Origin of the sequence: Pseudomonas sp. Y39-6 (assembly GCF_023651955.1) — a bacterium.
GTDB classification, from domain to species: Bacteria; Pseudomonadota; Gammaproteobacteria; order Pseudomonadales; family Pseudomonadaceae; genus Aquipseudomonas; species Aquipseudomonas veronii.
On record NZ_CP069594.1, the window covers coordinates 3,184,370 to 3,206,159 of the forward strand.

Below are 21,790 nucleotides of genomic sequence, written 5' to 3' on the forward strand. Positions count from 1 at the left end.
TGAGGCTTTACCAGAGCGCCAAGGTGTAATCGATGTTCACCCGCAGTTCGTTGTCATCGCGAAACGAAGCGGTAGGGGCGAAGTCATTGCGGTACCAGGCATGGCGCAAGCGGAACGCGACGTTCTTGAAGGTGCCGCTCTGCACCACATAAGACAGCTCTATGTCTTTTTCGCTCTCGCTGCGATCACTGCCGCCCAATGCACTCGGTAGTTCGATATGGCTGGCGTCCAGATACCGCAGCATGCCCTTGAGCCCGGGAACCGCCAGGGCGGCGAAGTCATAGTCGTAGCGGACCTGCCAGGTGCGTTCCTTGGGGTTGAGGAACTCGCTGCTCAAGGCGCCTTCACTGACCACCATCGGTTCTGAACCGGCGATGTAGGGCATTGCCGTATCACCGCTCAGTTGCATGTAACCGAGCCCGAGGCTGTGGGCGCCCAGGCTGTAGGTGCTCATCACGCCGAAGGTGCGGTTGTCGACCTTGCCCGCTTTGGCGGGGCCGTCCTCGCCACTGATGTGGTAGCGCACATCGGTTTTCACCCGCCCCGGGCCCAGTGGGCGATTGTCGATAAACCCGACGAAGTCCTGGCGATAAATGTCCGCAAGTTCCGCGTGGTAGTACTTGAGTGTGAGAGCGTCGGACCATTTGTAGTCGCCGCCGGCAAAGCTGAAGCTGTCCGATTCGGCCGCACCGTTGAAGCGCCGGTTGGGCGAGGCCAGGGTGATCTTCTGGTAGTTGGTCGAATCGCGCTGGTTCATGCGGTCGAGCCAGCCGGCATTGAGCGTCAGGTTGTCGATGTCCTGGGACTTGAGCTGGGCGCCACGAAAGGTCTGTGGCAGCAGGCGCGTCGGGCTGGCAAACAGGATGGGCAGATTCGGCGCGAGCGTGCCGCCCTGCAGTTCGGTTTTCGATACTTTGACCTTGCCGGTCAGCCCCAGTTCTGAATAGCTGTCGTTCGGCTGGCGAGTGACCGGGTTGTACGACAGCAGGCCGGTGCCGGTGCGATCGGGGCTGGAGTCGAGTTTCAAGCCGAGCAGGCCTTGGGCATCCAGGCCAAACCCCACGGTGCCAGGGGTATAACCGGAAGTGAAGCGCAGGATGAAGCCCTGCGCCCATTCACGGGTGGCCGATTGCGCCGAGTCGCCTTTGTAGTCGCGGTCGAAGTAGTAGTTGCGTGAAGTCAGCGTGGCCTTGCTGTCTTCGATAAAACCCTGGGCCAGCAGCGCGGGGCTGATGCTGCACAGCGTACCGAGGGCGAGGGTGGTGTGAACCCGTTTCAGAGTACTCATGGACGTTGCCTTTTTATTATTGTTGTCGGGGTTATTCAGGGGCATGCAAGAGGACCCACTGCTGATCCTGCACCGTCACCAGTGCGCGAGCGCGCTGGTCGTGGCCGAAGTGGTCGGTGGCGCTCAGGTTGTACACGCCGTGGGTGCCGACCACGTTGCGGGTCTGCTCTAGCTGGTCGCGCAGTTGCTCGCGAAACGCTGGCGTGCCCGGTGTGCTGCCTTTGAGCGCGGCCGGCACGGCGGCCTCCACCAGGCGCATGGCGTCGTACAGGTAGGCGCCGAATGGCGACAGGCTGTTGGCGCCGTACTGGGCCTGGTAATCCTGCGCGTATTGGCTGGCGATGGCTTTGGACGGGTGGCTGGCCGGCAGTTTGTCCCACACCACCACGGGCCCCACGGGCAGGATCGCGCCGTTCAAGGCTTTGTCGCCGATGCGCAGGAACGCGCTGTTGGCCGCACCATGGGTGTGGTAAATGGTGCCCTTGTAACCCAGGCGCCGCAGTTCGGTGTGGGGCAGGGCCGCGGGTGTGCCGGTGGCGCCGATCAATACCGCATCGGGCTTGCTGCTCATGACCTTCAGGGCCTGGCCGCTGACCGACGAGTCGGTGCGGTTGAAGCGCTCGTCTCGCACCAATTGGATGCCTGCCGCCGGCGCCATCTCGCTCAGCACTTTGTGCCAGTCTTCGCCCCACACATCGTTGTAGCCGATATACGCCAGGGTTTTTACGCCGGCTTTTTGCATGTGCTCGATCAGCGCCTCGGCCATCAAGGTGTTGGTCTGGGCGACGGTGAAAATCCAGGTCTGTTCGCCGCTTGCCGGGGCGAATGGGGCCAGGGCGATCTGCGCGGTCTTGCTCTCCTTGGCGATTTGCGCCACGGCCGCCGAGGTGGGCACGGTGGTGGAGCCGATCAACAGGTCGACACGGTTTTCACTCACCAGTTTGCGCGCGTTCTTGGCGGCGGCCGTGCTGTCGCTGCCGTCGTCCAGTACCACGTATTTCACCGCCTGGCCGGCAATTTCCTTGGGCAACAGGGCCACGGTATTGCGCTCGGGAATACCCAGCGAGGCACCGGGGCCGGTGGTGGAGAGAATCACGCCGACGGTCATGTCCGCCTGTGCGGCGGCAGACAGTGAGGCCAGCAACAGCAAGGGAAAAATCGATCTCATACACGCTCCTGATATTTTTTTATGGTGTGGCAAAGGCTGTGGCAGGGCGCTACGTGCCGGTAGCGCTGGTGACCTCCATGGCGGCTCGGGTGGGTGGGCGGCCCAGGTAGATTTCGGCCACCTGGGGGTTGTTGGCCAAGGCTTGGGCGCTGCCTTCAAGCACGATTTCCCCGACTTCGAGCACGTAGCCGTAGTCGGAAATCTTCAGCGCGGCGCGGGCGTTTTGCTCGACCAGCAGGATCGACACGCCGCTCTGGCGCAGGGTCTCGAAGATCGTGAAGATTTCGCCGATCACCCGCGGGGCCAGGCCCAGGCTGGGTTCGTCGAGCATCAGCAAGCGCGGCTTGGCCATCAGCGCGCGGCCGATGGCAAGCATCTGGCGCTCGCCGCCCGACAGGGTGCAGGCCGGCTGACTGCGCCGTTCGTACATGCGCGGGAACAGGCCGAAAACTTCGTCGAGGGTCTTCTGGTGGTCGCGAAAGCCACGCCGATGACGGCTGAAGGCCCCCAGGCGCAGGTTGTCCTCGACGCTCATCAGGCCGAACAGTTCGCGGCTTTCCGGCACCAGCGCCATGCCCTTGTCGATGCGCTGGGCGACGTCGTGGTGCGCCAGCAGCGGCTGGCCGGCGTAACTCACCTGGCCCTGTGCTGGCAGCAGGCCGATCAGCGCCGCCATCAAGGTGGTCTTGCCGGCGCCGTTGGGGCCGATCAGGCTGACGATCTGGCCTTCCTCCAGGCTCAGATTGAGTTGGCGTACCGCTTCGACCTTGCCGTGGCTGATCGTCAGGTTGCGTACATCCAGCAGGCGACTCATTCGACACCTCCAAGGTAGGCGGCAAGCACCGCAGGGTTTTGCTGTATCTGCAGCGGCGTGCCACCGGCCAGGCGCTGGCCGAATTCCATCACCACGATCTGGTCGGCCAGGCCCATGACGAATTCCATGTCGTGCTCCACCAGCAGCACGCCGAGGCCTTCGCTGCGCAGTTGTTCGAGCAGGTGGGCGAGTGCCTGCTTTTCGCCATGGCGCAGTCCGGCGGCGGGTTCGTCGAGCAACAGCAACAGGGGATCGCTGCACAGCGCCCGGGCAATTTCGACGATGCGCTGCTGGCCCAACGGCAGGCTGCCGGCGGGGGTGTGCAGGGCGGCGCCCAGGCCCACGCGCTCGATCTGGCGCCGGGCTTCGGCCAGCAGGGCGGCTTCCTCTTCGCGCTCCAGATGCAGCATCGAGCGCAGCAGCCCGGCTTTGCCCCGGGCATGGGCGCCGAGGGCGACGTTTTCCAGGACACTCATGTCCGGCAACAAACGCACGTGCTGGAAGGTGCGGCTGACGCCCAGTCGGGCGATGGCACGCGGCGACAGGCCGTCGATGCGCTGGCCGAGAAAAACGATCTGGCCGGCATTGGGCGCGAGCACCCCGGACAACAGATTGAACAGGGTCGACTTGCCGGCGCCGTTGGGACCGATCAGCGCGGTGATTTCGGCGCCATTGACGGTCAAACCCATGTCCTTGTTGGCCACCAGTCCGCCAAACTGCTTGAGCAGACCTTCTGCGACCATCAACGGCTGCCCGTTGGCGGGCATCGTCCGGCGGGGCAGCGCATGGGCCGGGTGCTCGGGCAGCGGACGGGGTTGTGCCCTCGGGAACAGGCCGCTCAGCAATGGCAACAGGCCGCCACGGGCGTATTGCAGGACCAGGATCACCAGCACGCCGAAGAAAATCATCTCGACGTTGTCGGCGTGTCCGAACAGCTGTGGCAGTACGTCTTGCAGCACCTGTTTGATCAGGGTCAGCAGGGCTGCACCGAGCAGTGCGCCCCAGAGGCTGGCAACGCCGCCGAGCACGATCATGAACAGATACTCGATACCCATCACCACCGAGAACGGCGTGGGATTGACCACCCGTTGCAGGTGCGCGTACAGCCAGCCCGACAACGCCGCGAGCAGGGCCGCGATGATGAACACCTGCAAGCGGCTGCGCGCCGTGTCGATGCCCATCGCCTCAGCCATGCCGGCGGAATCCTTGAGGGTGCGGATGGCGCGGCCCTGGCGGCTGTGCAGCAGGTTGTCGAGCAGCCACAGGCTGATCGCCAACAGCAGCCCAATCAGCAGGCTGAAGTCGGCCGGGTCGCGGACCTGCCAGCCGAACAGGCTGATATTCGGCAGGTTTTGCAGGCCGCCGAAGCCGCCCAGCCCGGGCAGGTTGCCGAACAGATAGAACAGCGCCAGGCCCCAGGCCAGGGTGCCGATGGGCAGGTAGTGGCCGGCCAGGCGCAGGGTCAACAGGCCCAGGCTGGTGGCAACCACAAGGGTAATCGCCAGGCCCGCAAGCAAACCGAGCCAGGGCGACAGGCCATATTGGGTGGTCAGCACCGCGCTGGCGTAGGCGCCGATACCGACGAACGCGGCCTGGCCGAACGAGGTCATGCCGCCGATGCCGGTCAGCAGCACTAGGCCCAGGGCGACCAGGCTGTACAGGCCGATGTAATTCAGCAGCGTGACATGGAAGGTCGGCAGCAGCACTGGTGCCAGGCCCGCCAGCAGCAGCAGGGTGAACAGGGGGATCAGTCGACGGATCATCAGTGTTGCTCCTCAAGGTGAGGGTGCTTCAACGAGAGCCACAGCAGTACCGGGATCACCAGGGTGAACACGATCACCTCCTTGTAGGCCGAGGCGCCGAAGTTGGCGAAGCTCTCCAGGACACCGACGAAAAACGCACTGGCCGCGGCAATCGGGTAACTGGCCAGGCCGCCGAAGATCGCAGCGACAAACCCCTTGAGGCTGATCAGAAAGCCCGAGTCGTAGTACAGGGTGGTCAGCGGGCCGATCAGCACGCCGGAAATGGCGCCGATCAACGCCGCCAGGCCGAACGCTGCCTTGCCGGCCAGCTGTGTGGGGATGCCCACCAGTTGCGCGCCCTTGCGATTCAGTGCCGTGGCGCGCAGGGCCTTGCCATACAGGCTGTGGCCGAAGAACGCGTAGAGCAGGCCGATCAGCAGCAGGGCGCTGGCGATCACCAACAGGCTTTGCAGGCCCACCGGCAGCTCACCGAGCATGAACACCGCTTCGGCCAGGGCATCGGTGCGAACCCCTTCTGCGCCGAACATCAGCAAGCTGATACCCACCAGCGTGATGTGTACGGCCACCGATACGATCAGCAGCAACAGCACCGAGGTCTCGGCCACCCGTTGATACACCAGGCGATACAGCAGCGGCCCCAGCGGCGTGACCAGCGCCAGGGTCAGCAGGATCTGCAACACGGCCGGCAAACCGGCCAGCTCGAAGGTGTCCAGCACCACCCACAGCACCGTCGGCAAGCCCAGGTAGCGTGCCAGCAGGCCGGGCACCCGGCGCGATTGACCACGGCGCAACGCGGCGATGCTGTCCAGTGTGCAGGCGGCCAGCGAGCAGCCGAGCAGCAGCCATAGGGTGCCGGGCATCAGCCCCAGTTGCAGGGTGGCCAGGGTCAGGGCGCTGTAGGTGACGAAGTCGCCCTGGCACACCAGGATGGTGCGCGTCACCGAGAACACCAGCACCAGGGCCAGCGCCACCAAGGCATAAATCGCGCCCGTGGTCAGGCCGTCCTGGGCGAGAAACGCCAGTATCGAGATATCCATGAGCGGCCCTCAGCGAGCGGTAGGAAAGGGAGGCGAAGGTGTGCGCCAGCGGGCGTCGGTCAATGCCGTGCCGGGGTGCTGTCGTCGGGAGGGCGAGGTGTCAAGCGCGCAGGGTGTGGCCGTGCGCAGGGGTGCATGCAAGTGCATAGTGAGGTACCCGTTTTCTATTCTTATTGTCGTGTGGATAAGCCTGAGGGAGCGCCATACACAGCTTTAAAATACACATGTGAATGTGTATGTATAGACTACGCGGGAGGGTGGGCGCTTTGTCAATAGGCGCCGCTGTAACGGTTTGTTTAAAGGCGGGTTTCTAATCTATGTTGTTGTTTTTAGATAAAAAAATAAAATAATCTTTTTCATCTGAAAAGTTCAGCACCCAGTGCGCGTGCTGCTTCGTGATCTTGAAAGATACATTTATGTATTTTTATGAATGCCGACGCAGGTCGGCATCCGGGCTCAGGCGGGGAGGGTGCAGGATTCGGGGATCAGGATGCCGGCCATGCGCTGGCTGCGTTCCAGGCGTTGTTGCGGGGTGTCTTCGCTGTGCAGCAATGACAGGCTGATCTGGTAGGCATAGATCAGGTAGGCGCGGTCCTGGGCATCGCCACTGGGCACGCCGGCCTGGATCAGCAGGCCTTCGATGTAGCTCAGGCGGTGGCTGTCGACTTCGTCGATGGCCTGGCGCGCCTGCTTGTCGCGGCGGGCCCAGCCGCGAATGCCCAGCTCGATCGAGGCGGCGTCCTTGGCGGTCTGCCCGTGGGAGGGCAGTTCGAGCAGGCGATGCAGTTGTTGCAGCGGCGAGCTGTGGGCATTGCGCAGGTGCAGAATCACATCTTCGGTGGCGCGTGCGCGCCAGTTGCCGAGGATGCCTTCGAGCAGTTCCCCGCGACTTTTGAAGTGGTAGTAGAAGCTGCCACGGGTGATCTTCAATTCCTTGGCCAGGGTGTCGACCCGCACAGCGTCGACGCCGCTGGTAACCAGGACTTCCTGTGCCGCATGAATCCAATCTTCCCGCGTGAGGTTGGTGCGTGATGACATTGTCTAGGGGCCTTGTCCAACAAGCTGGATAAGCGCCAGGGCACAGCAGCGTTCGACGCCCGCCTTGGCAGCGAGCCGCCATTCTAACGCCCGGCGCAACGACGAAGCTATTGCCAGCGCACCGACTGTGGCCCGCGCATGGGGGCTGCGTGTGCTCGGATTCTAGAGTACATGTGTGTAGGTTGGCTTTTAGATTATTTGCACAAAGCCACGTTTTTTTAATTGACGCAGGTCAAATCGGTAAATAGCATACAGATACACATCTGTATGTTAAGAATAAGAACCGGAGGCCGACATGAGCGCAAATCCCAAGACTCTGCTTGCAGCAGGGCACCAGACTCACTACCACGAAGCCGGTCAGGGCGAGGCCTTGTTCCTGTTGCATGGTTCGGGCCCCGGTGTATCGGGCTGGGCCAACTGGGCCAATACCGTGCCGGTGTTCGCTGATCGCTGGCGCGTGGTCGTGCCGGACATCGCCGGCTTCGGCTTCACCGAGTTCAAGGACGACGCCAAGTACGACATCAAGCTGTGGGTCAACCATCTGCTCGGCATCATGGATGCCCTGGACATCGAAAAAGCCTCGTTCGTCGGCAATTCGTTTGGCGGCGCGCTGGCCATCGGCCTGGCGGTGTTCGCACCGGAGCGCGTCAACAAGCTGGTGTTGCTCGGCACCCCGGCCGGTGAGTTCGTGCAGACCCCAGGCTTGCGCGGCGCCTGGGAATACGAGCCATCACTGGACAACATGCGCGAGCTGATGAAGCTGTTCCCCTATGACGTGTCGCTGATTACCGAGGCGATGGTGCAGGCACGTTACGAAGCCAGTGCGCGCCCTGGTGCCCAGCAGGCGCTACGCAAACTGATCCCGCAGCCGGCCGCCGACGGTCCGACCCTGGTCAAGGGCTTTCCCGCGGCCGCGTTGGCCAAGATCGTCGCGCCGACGCTGGTGGTACACGGCCGTGAAGACCGCGTGGTGCCGCCCGAGTGCGGGCTGCTGATCGCCAACAGCATTCCCGATGCCGACCTGCACCTGTTCGGGCGCTGCGGGCACTGGGTGCAGAGCGAGCAGCCGCGCCGCTTTGCCGCGCTGGTCCGCGATTTCCTCAGCGAGTAGGCCGGTATGAGCAGAAACGTTATGGAGCGTGCGCTCTGGCAGCTGTGCGTCGAGCGTGTCGCCAAAGAGCGCTTTCGGCAGGACGCGGTCGGGTTCCTCGGGCGTTTTGCCCTGGAGGAGGCCGAGGTCCGCATGATCGTGGAGTTCGATGTTGCCGGGCTGCAGGCGGCCGGGGTCAACCCGATGCTGACCATGGGCTTCTGGCAGGAGCTTGCCCCTGACCGCAACATGAGCCTCTACAAACAGCGCCTGGGCGCTACCGACGAACACAGCGCGGGATTTTCCGCCGCGCTCAAGGGGTGAACCGATGGGCAAGATAGTAGGCGGCTTCTGGATGCCGCATGACCCGGTAATGTTCGTGGCACCCGACGCGCCGCCGTTGGCGCAACGTGAGGCGGTATGGGCTGCATACGAAGCCTGCGCCGAACGCCTGGCGGCCTTGCAGCCGACCTCGGTGATCATCGTCGGTTGCGACCATTACATTCTGTTCGGCACCCATTGCCTGCCGCGCTATGTGATCGGCACCGGCGATGTGGATGGCCCCATCGATCGCCTGCCGGGCCTGGAACGTGGCGCGGTGCGCAATCATCAAGCGTTGGCCGCGCACATTGTCGAGCACGGCGATGGGCAGGGCGTGGACTGGACCGTGGCGCGCAGTTTTACCGTCGACCATTCCTTTTCCATTCCGCACCAACTGGTGGTCAAGCCGGCCGAGGCCTTGCTCGGGCGTGAGTTGCCGAGCATCCCGGTGTACCTGGCGTGCGGCGTTGACCCGTACATCTCGCTCCAGCGGTCGGCCGACCTCGGCCGGCAACTGCGCGCGGCCGTCGAAGCGTTCGATGCCGACGAGCGTGTGGTGATTATCGGCAGTGGCGGGATCAGCCACTGGGTCGGCACCGCCGAGATGGGCCGGGTGGCTGAAGACTTCGATCGCGAGATTCTCGCCCTCGGCGTCAATGGCGACTTGCAAGCGCTGTGCGCCTACAGCGACGAAGAGATCCTGCGTCGGGCCGGCAACGGCGCGATGGAAATCCGTAACTTCGCCTGCGCCCTGGCCGCCATCGAGCGCCCGCAGGGCGAAGTGATTGCCTATGAAGCCGTACCCGCCTGGGTCACCGGGCTGGGCTTTGTGCAACTGAGTGTGAGGGCCGAGCATGAGCCGTGTATTACTTTGCCAACGTGATGAGCTGGCGCCAGGGGAGCTGAAGAAGGTTGCCCACCGCGAGGGCGACGCCATCTGCGTCTACAACCTGGGGGGCACGTTCTACGCCACCACCGACATGTGTACCCACGCCACCGCTTCGCTGGCCGAGGGCGACCTGGAAGACGACCTGATTACCTGCCCGGTCCACTGGGGCCAGTTCCATGTACCCAGCGGCAAGGCGGTGACGTTTCCCTGCGAGCGCCACTTGCGCACCTACAAGGTCATCGTCACCGACCGCGAGGTGTTCGCCGACATCGCCCTGGAGGCTGACGAGGCGCTGGCCGCCGCCAACAGCCCGGTGTGACCGGGCCGCTGTCCAACCGTATTCCTGTGAGTCTGAACCATGGATAACAACAAACACATACCGCTCAGAACCATTGAAAGCACGCCCGCCCTGGGCAACCTCGACCGTATCTGCGACATGGAGGAAGGGCGCCTGTCCGGCAAGGTCTTCTGGGACCCGGCGATCTACGAGCAGGAGCTGGAGAAAATCTTCGCGCGCTGCTGGCTGTTCGTCGCGCACGAGTCCCAGCTGCCCAAGTCCGGCGACTACCTGACCACCTCGATGGGTGAAGACGAAGTGCTGGTGGTGCGCCAGAAGGACGCCTCGATCAAGGTCTTCCTCAATGCCTGCCCGCACCGTGGCAACAAGGTGTGCTTTGCCGAGGCCGGCAACGCCCGCGGCTTTATCTGCAACTACCATGGCTGGTCGTTCGGTGCCGATGGCGGCCGGCTGATGGGCATGCACGAATCCAAATGCTACGAAGAAAGCCAGTTCGACAAGTCCAGGCACGGCCTGCGCGAGGCGCGTGTCGCCAGCTATAAAGGCCTGGTTTTCGCCACGTTTGCCAGCGATGCGCCGACCCTGGAGGAATACCTCGGGCCGATGACCTGGTACATGGACGTGATGCTCGACATGGATGAAGGCGGCAGCGAGTTTCTCGGTGGTTGCATCCGCTCCACCATTGAGTGCAACTGGAAGATCGCCGCCGAGAACTTCGTCGGTGACATCCTGCACGGCGGCTGGACCCACGATTCGGCGGCCAAGGCCATGCTCGGCGGGCCGGTGGCGAATGTCGGCGAGTTGCCCGAGTCGTACTCGGTGAACTGGAATGGCCACGGCTATGAGTTCGCCACCGACGTGGTCGGCAACGCCGCGACCCTGGGCGAGAAAGACATCAACAAATACCTGCACGTGCTGCGTCCCAAGGTGGCGGACCGCCTCGGCGAATTCCGCTCGCGGCTGATCGGGGCGATTTCCTCGTTCACCGTGTTCCCCAACTTTTCCTTTCTGCCGGGGCAAAACACCGTTCGCATCTGGCAGCCGCGCGGCCCGCACAAGATCGAGCTGTTCACCTGGGTGATCGTCAACAAAAACGCCCCGCAGGAGATCAAGGACAAGTGGCGGCGCGGCGCGATGATGACGTTCTCGCCCACCGGGGTGTTCGAGATGGACGACGGCGAGAACTGGGAGTACTGCACCAAGAGCAGCCGTGGCGTGGTCACGCGTTATCAGGACCTGTACGTCGGCCTGGGCATGCACACCCGTCTCGAAAACAGCGAGTTGCCCGGCAATGTGTTCAAGGGCCAGCTCAACGAATGTAATGCGCGGGCGTTCTATCAGCGCTGGAAGGACCTGCTGCAGGCTCCGACCTGGGCCGATGTTCCGGACCGCAACGGCACGCTGCGCTGAGGGGGGCCAGATGACACACGAACAACAGGACAGCCTCGTTTCAGTCGAGGAAACCCGCCGCGTCGAACAGTTCCTGCTGCGCGAAGCGCGCCTGCTCGACGGCGAATGCTGGGACGCGTGGCTGCACGGTCTCAGTGAAGCCATCCACTACTGGATGCCGGGCATCGAGAACCGGCGCCGCGAGGACAAATCCGGGCCCTATTGCCTGGAACACATGGCCTTCTTCGATGACGGCATGCGCGAACTCAAGCGCCGCGTGGCACGCTTCAAGCAGCCGTCGGCCTGGGCCGAGAACCCGCCGACGCGCAACGTTCACCTGATCAGCAATATCGAAGTGTATGCCGGCCCGGCGCCGGGCGAATACCTGGCCTACTCGTGCTTTATCAACGTGCGCAGCCGCGGCCTGGACGAGCATCACCAGATCGCCGGCCGGCGCGAGGATGTACTGCGCCTGGAGGCCGACGGCCTCAAGTTGCTCAAGCGCAAGATCCTGATCCCTAACGCGATGTTGCTGTGCAAGAACATCAACACCTTCCTCTGAGGGCTGGCATATGGCTTGGTTAAAAGGGCAGGTGGCATTGGTCACCGGCGGTACCGGCGGGATTGGCAGCGCCATCGTCCGTCGTTACGTGGCCGAGGGCGCGCGCGTCGCGGTCATGGGCCGCGATGCGGCGCAACTGGCCGCGTTGGCTGACACGCTTGGCGACGCGGTCATCACGATTGAGGGGGATGTGTCGCGGTATCAGGACAATCAGCGTGCGGTGGCGGCGACCCTTGAGGCGTTTGGTAGGCTTGACACCTTCGTTGGCAACGCTGCCGTGTTCGATTATTTCACGCGCCTGGACCGTATTGCCCCGGAAGAGTTCGAGGGCGCCTTCCAGAAACTCTTCGCCACCAACGTGCAGGGTTATCTGCTGGGCGCGCAAGCCTCGATCGAGGCACTGCGCGAAACCCGGGGCAGCATGATCTTTACCCTCTCCAACAGTGCCTTTTATGCCGGCGGCGGTGGCATTCTCTACGTCACCGCCAAGCATGCGTTGGTGGGCATGATTCGCCAACTGGCTTACGAGCTGGCGCCGGACATCCGCGTCAACGGCGTGGCTCCGGGGGCGACCAACACGCCGATGAAAAGCCTGGAAGGCTTGAACAGCCGCAGTGTGCCGCTGAACCAGATCCCGGGCTTCGAAGCCGGTGCGGCGCAGGCGGTGCCGTTGCAACGGATTGCCGAGCCCGAAGACCACACCGGGCACTACGTGCTGTTGGCCTCGCGGGAAAATTCCGGCCTGACTACGGCGAACATCATCCACAGCGATGGCGGCTGGGAGATCCGCAGTGCCGGTGCAGCCAAGCCGCGCAAGGCCTGAGCCAGGCCGACGCCTTGATAACTAGAATAAGAGAGATGCGTGATGACAAGAACAAGCCTGAGTGCACCGCAACAGCAACTCCTGAACCTGTTTGCCGGGCTCAACCTCCCGGTCCTCGCGGCGCCGATGTTCCTGGTGTCGGGGCCGGGCCTGGTGGCCGCCTGCTGCCAGGCCGGCATCGTCGGCAGCCTTCCGGCGCCCAATGCGCGAACGGTCGAACAATTGCAGGAATGGCTGGAGCAGATCAGCCGTGAGCGTGAGCTGGCGCAGCAACGCGGCGAGCAGTGGGCGCCATGGATGCTCAACATGATCGTACACAGCACCTACGACCGCTTCGACGCTGAGCTTGAGTTGGTGCGCCGTTATCAGCCGCCCATCGTGTCCACAGCCCTGGGTAGCCCCAAGCGCGTCCTTGAAACCGTACACGCTTATGGCGGCGTGGTGATCGCCGACGTGATCAGCCCGGCACTGGCGCGCAAGGCGGTGGCCGCTGGCGTCGATGGCCTGGTCCTGGTGTGCAACGGGGCGGGCGGGCATACCGGCAGCTACAACCCGTTCGCCTTCGTCGCCGAAGTGCGCCAGTTCTGGGACGGCCCTCTGGGCTTGGCCGGGGCGATTTCCAACGGCCGCGACATCCATGCGGCGCAGGTATTGGGCTGCGATTTCTCGCTGGTCGGAACCCGCCTGATTGCCGCCCATGAAAGCCTGGTGGAAGCCGCCTACCGCGACATGCTGGTGGCCTGCTCGCTGGATGACGTGACCACCACCAAGGCGGTCAGCGGCGTGCTTGCCAACTGGATGCGGCCGTCGCTGGAAAAGGCCGGTATCGACCCCAGCGCCGAAAACCGCGCCAGCATCGACTTTTCCGGTGACATCTCCACTGCCAACAAGGCCTGGAAACATGTGTGGTCGGCCGGCCAAGGCGTAGGCCAGATCACCGGCACCTACAGCGTGGCGCAACTGGTGGACGAGTTGCACCAGGGTTATCGCGAAAGCCGCGCACGTCAGTTGTGAGCCATCCAGAACCGTTCAGGAGCAACCCCATGCACCACGAAAACCTTCAGGCCGCCGCCGCTGCGCTGGCCCTGGCGCGGTCGAGCCGCAGCCCTTGCCCACGCATTTCCGAGCGTTTCGACATCCAGTCGTTGCACGACGCCTACGCCGTGCAAGAGATCAACACCCAGGCCGCCCTGGCTGCCGGTCGGCGCCTGAGCGGGCGCAAGATCGGCCTGACGTCCCTGGCGGTACAGCAGCAGTTGGGCGTCGATCAGCCCGATTTCGGCATGCTGTTTGCCGACATGGAATACCGCGATGGCGAGACCATCGACAGCACCCGGCTGATCCAGCCCAAGGTCGAAGGCGAAATCGCCTTCGTCCTGGGGCGCGATCTCCCTCACCCCGATACGACCCTGGGCGAATTGCTGCGCGCCGTCGACCATGTGCTGCCGGCCCTGGAAATCGTCGACTCGGCGATCGAGGACTGGAAGATCACCCTGGTCGATACCGTGGCCGACAACGCCTCATCGGGCCTCTACGTGCTGGGCAAGACCCCCGTCAGCCTGCGCGGCCTGGACCTGGCGCTCGAAGGCATGCTGCTGGAGAAGAACGCGGCCCAGGCAGCCATCGGCGTGGGGGCCGCGTGCATGGGCAACCCGCTGGACGCTGCGCTGTGGCTGGCGCGCACCATGGCCCTGACCGGGCGCCCGTTGCAGGCGGGCGACGTGCTGTTGTCGGGCGCGCTCGGGCCCATGGTGCCGGTGGTGGCGGGCGACAGCCTGCGCTTGCGCCTCACCCGCCTGGGTGAAGTGAGCTGTCGTTTCGGCTGAGGCCAGCAGGCAACAACCCTGCTACCGGGCTGACGACCCGGTGGCGATTACAACAATAAAACGAGTGAGCAGCGGGCTGATGGCCTGCCGTATTCACGAGGGCGTGCAATGTACGATTTTTTCAATGATCCGACCCAATTGGCCCCTGCCAAGGTGCTGTATGAGGCACGTGCCGACGGCAGCTTCGTGCTGAGTTCACCCGAGCCCCTGCAGCCCTATGCGCGCTGTGTCGGGCAGTGGCTCGAACACTGGGCCGTGCAGACACCGCAGCGTGCCTACCTGGCCGAGCGGCGCGGCGCCGGCTGGTTCAGCCTGAACTATGCCCAGGTGCGCCAGCGCGTGGGGGCATTGGCCCAGGGCTTGCTTGAGCTGGACTTGCCGGCCGGGCGCCCGCTGCTGATGCTCTCGGAAAACGATCTGGACCAGGCGCTATTGACCTTGGCGGCGCTGCACGTGGGCATCCCGGTGTCGACGATTTCCGTGGCGTACTCGCGCAACACCGGCAGCGGGTGCAGCAAACTCAAGGCGATTGTCGAAGTGCTCAAGCCGGCGCTGATTTTCGTCAACGACGGCGATGCCTATTGCCGTGCCATCGAGTTGGTCAACCCGGATTGCCCGGTGGTGGCGGCGCGCAACGCCCAGGAAATTCGCGGGGCGCTGGCCTTGCCGCTGTTGTACAAGGCCGAAAGCCCAGCGGTGATGCAAGCGTTTGCACGGCTCGACGGCGACACCCCGGCGCGCTACCTGATGACCTCCGGTTCGACCGGTGCGCCCAAGGCGGTGGTCAATACCCACGGCATGCTCTGTGCCAACCAGCAGGCGATTGCCCAGTGCTGGCGCTTTCTTGAGCACGAAGAACTGGTGGTGCTCGACTGGTTGCCCTGGAGCCATGTGTTCGGCGCCAACCACAACTTCAACCTGGTACTGCGCAACGGCGGTACCTTGTACATCGATGACGGCCTGCCGTTACCGGGGCAAATCGACCGCACCGTGGAAAACCTCAAGTCGGTGCGACCCACCCTGTACTTCAACGTGCCGCGCGGCTACGAGGTCTTGCTGCCGTACCTCGAGCGCGACGAGGTACTGGCGCGCGCCTTGTTCGGGCGCCTGCGCATGCTGTTCTACGCCGCTGCCGCGCTGCCCCAGAGCAGTTGGGGGCGGCTGGCGGCGTGTGCCACCAAGGTCCGCGACACCCCGCTGTTCTTTGCCACCGAGTGGGGCTCGACCGAGACGTCGCCGGTGGTCACCAACGTGCATTTCGCCGCCGACAAGGCCGGCATCATCGGCCTGCCGGTGCCGGGCACGCAGCTCAAGTTCGTGCCCTGCGGCGACAAGCTGGAGATGCGCGTGCGCGGGCCGTCGGTGTTCCCGCGCTACCTGAAGGACCCGGTCAGCAGCCTGGCCGCGTTCGATGAGGAGGGCTTCTACCGCATTGGCGACGCGGGGCGCTTGGTCGACCCGCAGCGGCCGGAGTTGGGGGTGCAGTTCGACGGTCGGGTGACTGAAGACTTCAAACTCAGCAGCGGCACCTGGGTATCGGTGGGCACCCTGCGTCCACGCCTGGTCAGTGCCTTGGCGCCTTACGTCAGCGATTGCGTGATCTGTGGGCATGATCGCGACGTGATCGGTGCGCTGATCTACCCGAGCCCGGCCCTGCGCGATCTGCTCGGTGCCGCCGGGCAACAGATGAGCGGCGCACAACTGGCGATGCAATCCGAGGTGCGCCTGGCCTTGTGTTCGGGGCTGCTGGCGCTGGCCAAGGAATTCCCGGCGTCGTCCCAGCATGCCATGCGCCTGGTGATTCTCGATTCGCCGCCCAGTCTCAACGACGGCGAAATCACCGACAAAGGCTACATCAACCAGCGCATGGCGCTGAGCCTGCGCGCCGAGGCCGTGACGCGGCTGTACGCCGACAGCCTCGAGCCCAGCGTGATCCTCCTCGCTGAAGTCTACGGAGAATCCGTATGAACCCTGTAAAACTCAAAGTCGCCATCATCGGTTCCGGCAACATCGGCACCGACCTGATGATCAAGATCCTGCGCAACGCCAAACATCTGGAAATGGCGGTCATGGTCGGCATCGACCCGGCCTCCGACGGCCTCGCCCGCGCCCAGCGCATGGGCGTGGCCACCACCCACGAAGGCGTCGAAGGCCTGACCCGCATGGACGTGTTCCAGCACATCGACTTCGTCTTCGATGCCACCTCGGCCGGCGCGCATGTGCAGAACGATGCGTTCCTGCGCGCGATCAAGCCCGGCATCCGCTTGATCGACCTGACGCCAGCAGCCATCGGCCCGTACTGCGTACCGGTGGTGAACCTGGAGCAGAACCTCGATCAGCTCAACGTCAACATGGTCACCTGCGGCGGCCAAGCGACCATTCCGATGGTCGCCGCGGTGTCGCGCGTGGCCAAGGTGCATTACGCCGAGATCGTCGCCTCGATCGCGAGTAAATCCGCCGGGCCCGGCACCCGCGCCAACATCGACGAATTCACCGAAACCACGTCCAAGGCCATCGAAGTGATCGGCGGCGCGGCCAAGGGCAAGGCGATCATCGTGATGAACCCGGCCGAGCCGCCGTTGATCATGCGCGACACGGTGTTCGTGCTGTCCGAAGCGGCGGACCAGGCGCTGGTCGAAGCCTCCATCGTCGAAATGGCGGCCGCCGTGCAGGCTTATGTGCCGGGCTATCGCCTCAAGCAAAACGTGCAGTTCGACGTGATCCCGGCAGATGCGCCGCTGAACATTCCTGGCCTGGGCAAATTCTCCGGCCTGAAAACCTCGGTGTTCCTCGAAGTCGAAGGCGCCGCCCATTACCTGCCGGCCTACGCTGGCAACCTCGACATCATGACCTCCGCAGCCTTGGCTACCGCCGAGCGCATGGCGCAGTCGATGCAACAGGCCTGAGGAGAGCGACATGAACGCTAAGAAAATCTACATCTCCGACGTAACCCTGCGCGACGGCAGCCACGCCGTGCGTCATCAGTATTCGCTGCAGAACGTGCAGGACATCGCCCGAGCCCTGGACAAAGCGAAAGTCGACTCGATCGAAGTCGCCCACGGCGACGGCCTGCAAGGCTCGAGCTTCAACTATGGCTTCGCGGCGCACACCGACCTGGAATGGATCGAAGCCGCCGCCGATGTGATCAGCCACGCCAAGATCACCACGCTGTTGCTGCCCGGCATCGGCACCGTGCATGACCTCAAGGCGGCCTACAACGCCGGTGCCCGTGTGGTACGGATCGCCACCCATTGCACCGAGGCCGACGTCTCCAGACAGCACATCGAATACGCCCGCGAACTGGGCATGGACACCGTCGGCTTCCTGATGATGAGCCACATGATCCCGGCCGAGCAGCTCGCCGCCCAGGCCAAGCTGATGGAAAGCTACGGCGCGACCTGCGTGTACATGGCCGACTCCGGCGGCGCGATGAACATGCAGGACATCCGCGATCGCTTCCGTGCGTTCAAGGCCGTGCTCAAGCCGGAAACCGAAACCGGCATGCACGCCCACCACAACCTCTCGCTCGGCGTGGCCAACTCGATCACTGCGGTCGAGGAAGGCTGCGACCGCATCGACGCCAGCCTCGCCGGCATGGGCGCCGGGGCCGGCAACGCGCCGCTGGAAGTGTTCATCGCCGCCGCCGAACGCCTGGGCTGGAACCACGGCACCGACCTCTACACCTTGATGGACGCGGCGGATGACATCGTGCGGCCGTTGCAGGACCGGCCGGTGCGGGTCGACCGCGAGTCCCTGGCGCTGGGGTATGCCGGGGTCTATTCGAGCTTCCTGCGCCATGCCGAAATCGCTGCAGCCAAGTACGGTTTGAAGACCGTGGACATCCTCGTCGAGCTGGGCAAACGCCGGATGGTCGGCGGCCAGGAAGACATGATTGTCGACGTCGCGCTGGACCTGTTGGCCGCTGGCAAGCACACACACTGAGGAGGCGCGCATGAGCTATCAACTGCAGATTCTTCCGGTCGGCCTGAGTTGTCCGCTACTGCCTGAACAAACCGTGCTGGACGCGGCGCTGGCCGACGGCCTGATGCTCAAGCACAGCTGTCGCACCGGCACGTGCGGCAGTTGCAAGGGCCAGGTGCTCAGCGGTGAAGTGGAGCACGGCGACAGCCCGCTGGAGGTGCTCAGCGCGGCCGAGCGGGCGCGGGGGTTGGCGTTGTTTTGCTGCGCCACGGCGCGCTCCGACCTGGTGATCGAGGCGCCGGAAGTGACGGCGTTGCGCGGTATCGGCATCCAGCAGATGGGCGTGCGTGTGGCCAGCCTCGACAAGGTCAGCAGTGACGTTGCAGTGCTGCGGCTGACACTCGCCCCGGGCGCCGGGTTTACTTATTTTCCGGGCCAGTACGTGCAGGTGTTGCTCAAGGATGGCAGCCGGCGCAGCTATTCGATGGCCACCCACGCCCCACGGGACAACCAGTTGGAGCTGCACATCCGGCACATGCCCGGCGGGGTGTTCAGCGGGCATGTGTTCAACGCCTTGCAACCCAAGGCCATCCTGCGCATGGAAGGTCCGTTCGGCTCGTTTTACCTGCGCGACAGCGAGCGGCCGATGATCTTCCTGGCCAGCGGCACCGGTTTTGCGCCGATCCAGGCCTTGCTCGAACAGTTGCGCGAACAGGGGCACAACCGGCGTCCGGTTTACCTGTACTGGGGCGGCCGGCGCCGTGAGGATCTGTATCGGCATGAACAGTTGCTGGCCTGGGAGGCGCAGTTGCCGTGGCTGCGCTACACCCCGGTGCTGTCCGATCCTACCCCGGCCTGTGATTGGCAGGGCGCGACCGGCTTCGTCCACCGCCAGGTGCTGAGCGACTTCCAGAGCCTCAAGGGGTTTGAAGTGTATGCCTGTGGCGCGCCGATCGTGGTTGATTCAGCGCGGCGCGACTACGTCGAGTTGCGGCAACTGGAGGCGGCCGACTTCTATGCCGACGCCTTCGTCTAGAGCCTGACCGTGCGCGTTTTTAGCGTGCGTGCCCCCAGGCCAGGTGAATCAGGCGGCTCCCCGAGGCCGCCGGTTTGCTTGCCTGTCCAACAACAAGAATCCTGAGAGGCTTGCGTGCTGAATCTTAGAAAATGGCGCATCACCACGCGTATTGGCGCGTTGGTGGTTGGCCTGGGCGTGTTGATCATTTGCCTCGCCATCTGGCTGGGTCTGTTGCTGCAACGCTCGTTGCTCGAAGAAAAAATGGCGGGCGTCGACACCGCGCTGAACACCGCCAATTCGATCCTTGCGTACTACGCCGGGCAAGTGGAAAACGGCCACATGAGCCTGGCGTTGGCCCAGCGCCAGGCCGCCGAGGTGGTCGGAACCCTGCGCTACCTGGGCGATAACTATTTGCTGATCCTCGACCTGGACTATCGGATGATCATGCACCCGACGGCGCCGGCGTTGGTGGGCAAGGCGCTGGGCGACTTCAAGGACCAGAACGGCAAGCCGTTTTCCCGCCAGTTCGTGGAAGGCGCGCGCGAGCAGGGGCGGGTGTTGGTGGATTACTACTTTCCCCGTGCCAATGGCGCGCCGGCCGAATACAAACTGTCTGAGGCGCGCCTGTTCAAGCCCTGGGGCTGGGTGGTGGCGAGCGGCATCTACCCCAGCGATGTGCAACGGGTCGTCAACCGCGTGTTGGTGGCGCCGGCATGGATCAGCGCCGTGGTGCTGCTCGGGTTGATGCTGTTTGCCTGGATGATCATCCGCAGCATTACCCGGCCGCTGCGTGAGACGGTCGAGGTGCTGGGGGCAGCGGTCAGCGGGCAAACCGACCTGACGATACGGCTGCCCGCCGTTGGCAATGACGAACTCACGCAACTGTCACGCAGTGTCAACTGCTTGATCCATGCCGCCCATGAAGTCAGTCGAGGCACGGCAGTGGCCAGCGGGCAGGTGTTGCGCCTGAGTGACGACCTCGGCGAGGTCACAGCGGCTACCCAGACCAGCCTCGATCACCAACTGTTGGAAACCGACAGCCTGGTCACCGCCATGAATGAAATGGTCGCCACCGTGCAGGATGTCGCACGCAACGCCGCCGTGGCGGCAGATGCCACGCGGCTGGCCGAAGGGCAGGCCAGCGATGGGCAGCACATCGTTCAGTCGACCATCGACGCTATCCAGCAATTGGTCGAAGCGCTGTTCGGCACCCATGCACTGGTCAAGCAACTGGAGGCTGACTCCAGCCGAGTCGGCAGTGTGCTGGATGTGATCAGCGCGATTGCCGAGCAGACCAACCTGCTGGCGCTCAATGCGGCAATCGAAGCCGCGCGGGCGGGCGAGTATGGGCGGGGGTTTGCGGTGGTCGCCGATGAGGTGCGGACCTTGGCTCAGCGCACGCAGGCCTCCACGGTGGAGATCAAGCAGATCATCGAGCAGGTGCAGTCAGGTGCCCGTGGGGCGCTGGAGCGCATCGTCGCAAACGTCGAAACGGCACGTGTGCCGGTCGAGATCTCGGCGCGGGCGGGCGACGCCTTGAAGCGGATCACCCAGTCGGCCGCGACCGTCAGCGACATGACCTTGCAGATCGCCAGTGCGGCCGAGCAGCAGGCGGTGACGGCGGATGAAATCAGCCGCACCCTGGCGCGCATCCATACGCTGGTGACGGTCAGCGGCGCGTCCAGCGTCAGCACGCGTGATTCCAGCGACGCGTTGCGGCAGTTGGCACGGGTGCTGGAAGGGCAGGTCGAGCAGCTCAGGCTCTGAAGGCGGCTGGTTGCTGCGGATCGCGCATGACCGCGTTTATCTAAGCCCGCTTGTGCCTGTTGACCGAGGTTCGTCAGGCGTTGCGGGGGGGCTCCATGGTCAAAGTCGAGTTGGGCCGGCGTATATGCATGACGGCAGTATCGCCACCCTCGAGCCGGGATTTCCCGGCTGGACCGATCTCCCTCGTTGAGGCTGCCCCGCGCCGAACGCCCCGCTAGCGCTGATTGAGCATGGCCAGCATGCGTGGCGCGATAAAGCGATGGAACGGCGCCACCGGCAGCATATACAGGCGGCCCAGCCAGTTGTGCGGCCGGACCACGGTGGAGAGCACCACCCGGCGCGCCCCTTGCGCGTCGAGTGGCATAAGGTTGATGGCCAGGTACACATCCAGGTGCCGGTCCTGGTCGACCAGCAGCACTTCGTCGGGGGTTTGCGACACCAGCGTGAAAATCCCCACTCGGTCGCCGGGCCGATAGTCGGCGTCCGCACGCTCAAGGTCGATGCGTGTCAGCCTGCCGAGGTCTTTGAGGCCAAACACCTGCACCAGTCGATTGCGCAGCGCCATCAATCGGTCGATCCAGACCGGTGTCCGGGCCATCAGCCGCAGCCCATGCCGCAACGCGCTGCGCTCGCGGTCATCGGCGAAGGTGCTCTGACAATCGATGAAACTGGCACCCGTGGCATGGCGGGCAATACTTGAGTCGAGCGGAAGAGCGCAGTGGCTGACGCTGGCGTTCATAAGGGGTGTCCGAAGGCCATGTAGGGTGGGTAGGGCGTT

The 21,790-nt window shown here is 64.1% G+C and carries 21 protein-coding genes; 14 read left to right on the forward strand and 7 right to left on the reverse strand.

Translation table 11 applies throughout. The features are described from left to right. Positions 1-7 precede the first annotated feature (7 nt). The 6 genes from JN756_RS14500 to JN756_RS14525 all read right to left on the reverse strand — a co-directional run bounded on the left by JN756_RS14500 (position 8) and on the right by JN756_RS14525 (position 7,108). Positions 8-1,288 (reverse strand): OprD family porin, encoded by a 1,281-nt coding sequence (locus JN756_RS14500; RefSeq protein ID WP_046383250.1) that lies wholly within the window; start codon positions 1,286-1,288, stop codon positions 8-10. Positions 1,289-1,319: 31 nt separating this feature from the next. Continuing rightward, positions 1,320-2,456 (reverse strand): ABC transporter substrate-binding protein, encoded by a 1,137-nt coding sequence (locus tag JN756_RS14505; protein ID WP_046486463.1) that lies wholly within the window; start codon positions 2,454-2,456, stop codon positions 1,320-1,322. A gap of 49 nt (positions 2,457-2,505) precedes the next feature. Then, the gene (locus tag JN756_RS14510) at positions 2,506-3,261 is read right to left on the reverse strand and encodes an ABC transporter ATP-binding protein (protein WP_232566609.1); all 756 of its coding nucleotides are present in this window, start codon (positions 3,259-3,261) and stop codon (positions 2,506-2,508) included. Between the two features lie 5 nt (positions 3,262-3,266). After that, positions 3,267-5,033 carry a branched-chain amino acid ABC transporter ATP-binding protein/permease gene (locus tag JN756_RS14515; RefSeq protein WP_201022199.1) on the reverse strand — a complete coding sequence of 589 codons (1,767 nt, stop codon included), beginning with the start codon at positions 5,031-5,033 and terminating at the stop codon, positions 3,267-3,269. Then, a complete protein-coding gene (locus tag JN756_RS14520; protein ID WP_046486461.1) occupies positions 5,033-6,070 on the reverse strand; it encodes a branched-chain amino acid ABC transporter permease in 1,038 nt (345 codons plus the stop codon). Before JN756_RS14520 ends, JN756_RS14515 begins: the two co-directional genes overlap by 1 nt. A gap of 456 nt (positions 6,071-6,526) precedes the next feature. Further along, positions 6,527-7,108: a TetR/AcrR family transcriptional regulator gene (locus JN756_RS14525; RefSeq protein WP_017847303.1), complete on the reverse strand. Its 582-nt coding sequence runs from the start codon at positions 7,106-7,108 to the stop codon at positions 6,527-6,529. Positions 7,109-7,403: 295 nt separating this feature from the next. Between JN756_RS14525 and JN756_RS14530 the strand changes: the two genes are divergently transcribed. The 14 genes from JN756_RS14530 (at position 7,404) to JN756_RS14595 (ending at position 21,012) form a co-directional block, all read left to right on the forward strand. Then, a complete protein-coding gene (locus tag JN756_RS14530; RefSeq protein ID WP_017847304.1) occupies positions 7,404-8,219 on the forward strand; it encodes an alpha/beta fold hydrolase in 816 nt (271 codons plus the stop codon). A gap of 6 nt (positions 8,220-8,225) precedes the next feature. Then, complete coding sequence (locus tag JN756_RS14535) at positions 8,226-8,522, forward strand: extradiol ring-cleavage dioxygenase (protein ID WP_032804499.1); 297 nt, start codon at positions 8,226-8,228, stop codon at positions 8,520-8,522. Between the two features lie 4 nt (positions 8,523-8,526). Next, positions 8,527-9,402 (forward strand): DODA-type extradiol aromatic ring-opening family dioxygenase, encoded by an 876-nt coding sequence (locus tag JN756_RS14540; RefSeq protein ID WP_046383254.1) that lies wholly within the window; start codon positions 8,527-8,529, stop codon positions 9,400-9,402. Continuing rightward, positions 9,374-9,727 (forward strand): non-heme iron oxygenase ferredoxin subunit, encoded by a 354-nt coding sequence (locus JN756_RS14545; RefSeq protein ID WP_017847307.1) that lies wholly within the window; start codon positions 9,374-9,376, stop codon positions 9,725-9,727. Before JN756_RS14540 ends, JN756_RS14545 begins: the two co-directional genes overlap by 29 nt. A 39-nt stretch (positions 9,728-9,766) precedes the next feature. Beyond that, positions 9,767-11,116 (forward strand): aromatic ring-hydroxylating dioxygenase subunit alpha, encoded by a 1,350-nt coding sequence (locus tag JN756_RS14550; RefSeq protein WP_057005521.1) that lies wholly within the window; start codon positions 9,767-9,769, stop codon positions 11,114-11,116. 10 nt (positions 11,117-11,126) lie between these two features. Further along, on the forward strand, positions 11,127-11,657 hold the full coding sequence (locus tag JN756_RS14555) for a 3-phenylpropionate/cinnamic acid dioxygenase subunit beta (RefSeq protein WP_201022200.1): 531 nt from the start codon (positions 11,127-11,129) through the stop codon (positions 11,655-11,657). 10 nt (positions 11,658-11,667) lie between these two features. After that, positions 11,668-12,480, forward strand: coding sequence for a 3-(cis-5,6-dihydroxycyclohexa-1,3-dien-1-yl)propanoate dehydrogenase (hcaB, locus tag JN756_RS14560; RefSeq protein ID WP_017847310.1), 813 nt, complete (start codon positions 11,668-11,670; stop codon positions 12,478-12,480). A gap of 42 nt (positions 12,481-12,522) precedes the next feature. Then, complete coding sequence (locus JN756_RS14565; protein WP_126589493.1) at positions 12,523-13,494, forward strand: NAD(P)H-dependent flavin oxidoreductase; 972 nt, start codon at positions 12,523-12,525, stop codon at positions 13,492-13,494. Between the two features lie 29 nt (positions 13,495-13,523). After that, positions 13,524-14,306: a 2-keto-4-pentenoate hydratase gene (locus tag JN756_RS14570; RefSeq protein WP_046383258.1), complete on the forward strand. Its 783-nt coding sequence runs from the start codon at positions 13,524-13,526 to the stop codon at positions 14,304-14,306. A 108-nt stretch (positions 14,307-14,414) separates the two neighbouring features. Next, on the forward strand, positions 14,415-16,274 hold the full coding sequence (locus JN756_RS14575; RefSeq protein ID WP_201022201.1) for a feruloyl-CoA synthase: 1,860 nt from the start codon (positions 14,415-14,417) through the stop codon (positions 16,272-16,274). Further along, complete coding sequence (locus JN756_RS14580) at positions 16,271-17,212, forward strand: acetaldehyde dehydrogenase (acetylating) (protein ID WP_201022202.1); 942 nt, start codon at positions 16,271-16,273, stop codon at positions 17,210-17,212. The genes JN756_RS14575 and JN756_RS14580 overlap by 4 nt, the downstream gene beginning before the upstream one ends. Before the next feature lie 10 nt (positions 17,213-17,222). Then, entirely contained in the window at positions 17,223-18,248 is a 1,026-nt protein-coding gene (gene dmpG, locus JN756_RS14585) for a 4-hydroxy-2-oxovalerate aldolase (RefSeq protein ID WP_090234859.1), read from the forward strand. A 10-nt stretch (positions 18,249-18,258) separates the two neighbouring features. Continuing rightward, positions 18,259-19,263: a CDP-6-deoxy-delta-3,4-glucoseen reductase gene (locus JN756_RS14590; protein ID WP_079443697.1), complete on the forward strand. Its 1,005-nt coding sequence runs from the start codon at positions 18,259-18,261 to the stop codon at positions 19,261-19,263. Positions 19,264-19,377: 114 nt separating this feature from the next. Further along, complete coding sequence (locus JN756_RS14595; RefSeq protein ID WP_046486945.1) at positions 19,378-21,012, forward strand: methyl-accepting chemotaxis protein; 1,635 nt, start codon at positions 19,378-19,380, stop codon at positions 21,010-21,012. Between the two features lie 214 nt (positions 21,013-21,226). Here JN756_RS14595 and JN756_RS14600 read toward each other — a convergent pair whose 3' ends face one another. Next, positions 21,227-21,751, reverse strand: coding sequence for a DUF2867 domain-containing protein (locus tag JN756_RS14600; RefSeq protein ID WP_057004031.1), 525 nt, complete (start codon positions 21,749-21,751; stop codon positions 21,227-21,229). Between the last annotated feature and the right edge of the window lie 39 nt (positions 21,752-21,790).

Coding starts and splice junctions, on each gene's coding strand:
- JN756_RS14500 (WP_046383250.1), bottom strand. CDS start 1,288: ATGAGTACTCTGAAACGGGTTCACACCACCCTCGCCCTCGGTACGCTG.
- JN756_RS14505 (WP_046486463.1), bottom strand. CDS start 2,456: ATGAGATCGATTTTTCCCTTGCTGTTGCTGGCCTCACTGTCTGCCGCC.
- JN756_RS14515 (WP_201022199.1), bottom strand. CDS start 5,033: ATGATCCGTCGACTGATCCCCCTGTTCACCCTGCTGCTGCTGGCGGGC.
- JN756_RS14520 (WP_046486461.1), bottom strand. CDS start 6,070: ATGGATATCTCGATACTGGCGTTTCTCGCCCAGGACGGCCTGACCACG.
- JN756_RS14525 (WP_017847303.1), bottom strand. CDS start 7,108: ATGTCATCACGCACCAACCTCACGCGGGAAGATTGGATTCATGCGGCA.
- JN756_RS14530 (WP_017847304.1), top strand. CDS start 7,404: ATGAGCGCAAATCCCAAGACTCTGCTTGCAGCAGGGCACCAGACTCAC.
- JN756_RS14535 (WP_032804499.1), top strand. CDS start 8,226: ATGAGCAGAAACGTTATGGAGCGTGCGCTCTGGCAGCTGTGCGTCGAG.
- JN756_RS14540 (WP_046383254.1), top strand. CDS start 8,527: ATGGGCAAGATAGTAGGCGGCTTCTGGATGCCGCATGACCCGGTAATG.
- JN756_RS14545 (WP_017847307.1), top strand. CDS start 9,374: ATGAGCCGTGTATTACTTTGCCAACGTGATGAGCTGGCGCCAGGGGAG.
- JN756_RS14550 (WP_057005521.1), top strand. CDS start 9,767: ATGGATAACAACAAACACATACCGCTCAGAACCATTGAAAGCACGCCC.
- JN756_RS14555 (WP_201022200.1), top strand. CDS start 11,127: ATGACACACGAACAACAGGACAGCCTCGTTTCAGTCGAGGAAACCCGC.
- hcaB (WP_017847310.1), top strand. CDS start 11,668: ATGGCTTGGTTAAAAGGGCAGGTGGCATTGGTCACCGGCGGTACCGGC.
- JN756_RS14565 (WP_126589493.1), top strand. CDS start 12,523: ATGACAAGAACAAGCCTGAGTGCACCGCAACAGCAACTCCTGAACCTG.
- JN756_RS14570 (WP_046383258.1), top strand. CDS start 13,524: ATGCACCACGAAAACCTTCAGGCCGCCGCCGCTGCGCTGGCCCTGGCG.
- JN756_RS14575 (WP_201022201.1), top strand. CDS start 14,415: ATGTACGATTTTTTCAATGATCCGACCCAATTGGCCCCTGCCAAGGTG.
- JN756_RS14580 (WP_201022202.1), top strand. CDS start 16,271: ATGAACCCTGTAAAACTCAAAGTCGCCATCATCGGTTCCGGCAACATC.
- dmpG (WP_090234859.1), top strand. CDS start 17,223: ATGAACGCTAAGAAAATCTACATCTCCGACGTAACCCTGCGCGACGGC.
- JN756_RS14590 (WP_079443697.1), top strand. CDS start 18,259: ATGAGCTATCAACTGCAGATTCTTCCGGTCGGCCTGAGTTGTCCGCTA.
- JN756_RS14600 (WP_057004031.1), bottom strand. CDS start 21,751: ATGAACGCCAGCGTCAGCCACTGCGCTCTTCCGCTCGACTCAAGTATT.